This window comes from Nocardia sp. NPDC004860 (assembly GCF_040609015.1).
In the GTDB taxonomy this organism is placed as follows: domain Bacteria; phylum Actinomycetota; class Actinomycetes; order Mycobacteriales; family Mycobacteriaceae; genus Nocardia.
On sequence record NZ_JBEXJI010000063.1, the window covers coordinates 1 to 3,764 of the forward strand.

Sequence of the window (3,764 nt, forward strand, 5' to 3'; positions counted from 1 at the left end):
AGAGTCTTCAACGGAGAGTTTGATCCTGGCTCAGGACGAACGCTAGCGGCGTGCTTAACACATGCAAGTCGAGCGGTAAGGCCCTTCGGGGTACACGAGCGGCGAACGGGTGAGTAACACGTGGGTGATCTGCCTTGCACTCTGGGATAAGCCTGGGAAACTGGGTCTAATACCGGATATGAGCCTGGACTGCATGGTCCGGGTTGGAAAGGTTTACTGGTGCGAGATGGGCCCGCGGCCTATCAGCTTGTTGGTGAGGTAACGGCTCACCAAGGCGACGACGGGTAGCCGACCTGAGAGGGTGACCGGCCACACTGGGACTGAGACACGGCCCAGACTCCTACGGGAGGCAGCAGTGGGGAATATTGCACAATGGGCGCAAGCCTGATGCAGCGACGCCGCGTGAGGGATGACGGCCTTCGGGTTGTAAACCTCTTTTGACAGGGACGAAGCGCAAGTGACGGTACCTGTAGAAGAAGCACCGGCCAACTACGTGCCAGCAGCCGCGGTAATACGTAGGGTGCGAGCGTTGTCCGGAATTACTGGGCGTAAAGAGCTTGTAGGCGGTCTGTCGCGTCGATTGTGAAAACTTGCAGCTCAACTGCAAGCTTGCAGTCGATACGGGCAGACTAGAGTACTGCAGGGGAGACTGGAATTCCTGGTGTAGCGGTGAAATGCGCAGATATCAGGAGGAACACCGGTGGCGAAGGCGGGTCTCTGGGCAGTAACTGACGCTGAGAAGCGAAAGCGTGGGTAGCGAACAGGATTAGATACCCTGGTAGTCCACGCCGTAAACGGTGGGTACTAGGTGTGGGTTTCCTTCCACGGGATCCGTGCCGTAGCTAACGCATTAAGTACCCCGCCTGGGGAGTACGGCCGCAAGGCTAAAACTCAAAGGAATTGACGGGGGCCCGCACAAGCGGCGGAGCATGTGGATTAATTCGATGCAACGCGAAGAACCTTACCTGGGTTTGACATACACCGGAAAGCCATAGAGATATGGCCCCCCTTGTGGTCGGTGTACAGGTGGTGCATGGCTGTCGTCAGCTCGTGTCGTGAGATGTTGGGTTAAGTCCCGCAACGAGCGCAACCCTTATCTTATGTTGCCAGCGCGTAATGGCGGGGACTCGTGAGAGACTGCCGGGGTCAACTCGGAGGAAGGTGGGGACGACGTCAAGTCATCATGCCCCTTATGTCCAGGGCTTCACACATGCTACAATGGCCGGTACAGAGGGCTGCGATACCGTGAGGTGGAGCGAATCCCTTAAAGCCGGTCTCAGTTCGGATCGGGGTCTGCAACTCGACCCCGTGAAGTTGGAGTCGCTAGTAATCGCAGATCAGCAACGCTGCGGTGAATACGTTCCCGGGCCTTGTACACACCGCCCGTCACGTCATGAAAGTCGGTAACACCCGAAGCCGGTGGCCTAACCCTTGTGGAGGGAGCCGTCGAAGGTGGGATTGGCGATTGGGACGAAGTCGTAACAAGGTAGCCGTACCGGAAGGTGCGGCTGGATCACCTCCTTTCTAAGGAGCACTTCTCCAGACGGTGTCTCGAACAGTCGAGATCGCCTCTGGCAGAGACAGTTTCGGACTCACACGTAGTCCGGCTGGAGCTCATGGGTGGAACACTGACAACCTCTCCCGCGTATCGATCGGTACTCAGTGACCGGCCGGCGGGTGATATATCGACACACTGTTGGGTCCTGAAAGAACAGACGTTCTTTCCAGGCAAAAAACGACGAAATCTTCTTCGCGGTCATACCGCGGGAATTCTTCCTGGCTGGTGCCGCAGTAGCGAGAAGGTTTTGTGTGTTGTTTGAGAACTGCACAGTGGACGCGAGCATCTTTGTTAGTAAGTGTGTAAGAGCGTACGGTGGATGCCTTGGCACCAGGAGCCGATGAAGGACGTAGTAGGCTGCGATAAGCCTCGGGGAGCTGTCAAACGAGCTGAGATCCGAGGATTTCCGAATGGGGAAACCCGGCACGAGTGATGTCGTGTCACCCGCATCTGAATATATAGGGTGTGTGGAGGGAACGTGGGGAAGTGAAACATCTCAGTACCCACAGGAAGAGAAAACAACATGTGATTCCGTGAGTAGTGGCGAGCGAAAGCGGAAGAGGCTAAACCGGTTATGTGTGATAGACGGCAGTCGTTGCATGGCCGGGGTCGTGGGATTGTTCTTCTCGATTCTGCCGAGTCGAGCATGAGTCAGAAACCGTTGTGTTAGCTGAATTGGTCTGGGACGGCCAACCGTAGAGGGTGAGAGTCCTGTAAGCGAAAACGCAACGGCTCATGTGAGCAACTCCCGAGTAGCAGCGGGCCCGTGAAATCTGCTGTGAATCTGTCGGGACCACCCGATAAGCCTGAATACTACCTGGTGACCGATAGCGGACTAGTACCGTGAGGGAAAGGTGAAAAGTACCCCGGGAGGGGAGTGAAATAGTACCTGAAACCGTGCGCTTACAATCCGTCAGAGCTGTAATAGGTGATGGCGTGCCTTTTGAAGAATGAGCCTGCGAGTCATCGGTGTGTGGCGAGGTTAACCCGTGTGGGGGAGCCGTAGCGAAAGCGAGTCCGAATAGGGCGCCCGAGTCGCACACTATGGACCCGAAGCGGAGTGATCTACCCATGGCCAGGGTGAAGCGACGGTAAGACGTCGTGGAGGCCCGAACCCACTTAGGTTGAAAACTGAGGGGATGAGCTGTGGGTAGGGGTGAAAGGCCAATCAAACTCCGTGATAGCTGGTTCTCCCCGAAATGCATTTAGGTGCAGCGTCGCGTGTTTCTCGCCGGAGGTAGAGCTACTGGATGGCCTAGGGGGCCCACAAGCTTACCGAAGTCAGCCAAACTCCGAATGCCGGTGAGTGAGAGCGCGGCAGTGAGACTGTGGGGGATAAGCTTCATAGTCGAGAGGGAAACAGCCCAGATCGCCGGCTAAGGCCCCTAAGCGTGTACTAAGTGGAAAAGGATGTGGAGTCGCGAAGACAACCAGGAGGTTGGCTTAGAAGCAGCCACCCTTGAAAGAGTGCGTAATAGCTCACTGGTCAAGTGATTCTGCGCCGACAATGTAGCGGGGCTCAAGTACACCGCCGAAGCCGCGGCATTCAGACATATATCCCGCTTTCGAGCCAGGAGTCTGGATGGGTAGGGGAGCGTCGTGTAGCCAGGGAAGCGGCGGAGTGATCCAGCTGTGGAGGCTGCGCGAGTGAGAATGCAGGCATGAGTAGCGAAAGACGAGTGAGAAACTCGTCCGCCGAATGACCAAGGGTTCCTGGGCCAGGTTAATCCGCCCAGGGTGAGTCGGGACCTAAGGCGAGGCCGACAGGCGTAGTCGATGGACAACGGGTTGATATTCCCGTACCCGTGTATCCGCGCCCAATGGCGAATCAGTGGTGCTAAGTATCCAAAAGCGGATGGACTCCCTTCGGGGAGCTGGAAGTGGCTGCATACGACCCCTGCTGTAGTAGTCAAGCGATGGGGTGACGCAGGAAGGTAGCTGGGCCAGGTGATGGAATACCTGGTGTAAGCCTGTAGGGCGTCTGGTAGGCAAATCCGCCAGACATGAGCCTGAGAGGTGATGCGTAGCCGATTGAGGCGAATTCAGTGATCCTATGCTGCCGAGAAAAGCCTCTAGTGAGTTGGTACACGGCCCGTACCCCAAACCGACACAGGTGGTCAGGTAGAGAATACTAAGGCGATCGAGATAACTGTGGTTAAGGAACTCGGCAAAATGCCCCCGTAACTTCGGGAGAAGGGGGACCCGG

General features: G+C 56.5%; 2 rRNA genes (1 of these 2 running past the window's edge). Both read left to right on the forward strand.

The window, feature by feature from the left end:
• The first annotated feature begins 7 nt into the window (after positions 1-7).
• Positions 8-1,524, forward strand: a 16S ribosomal RNA gene (locus ABZV44_RS45455).
• A 326-nt stretch (positions 1,525-1,850) separates the two neighbouring features.
• Positions 1,851-3,764 (forward strand): 23S ribosomal RNA (locus tag ABZV44_RS45460); it runs 1,253 nt beyond the window's last position.
• The 16S and 23S rRNA genes sit together here, the layout of an rRNA operon.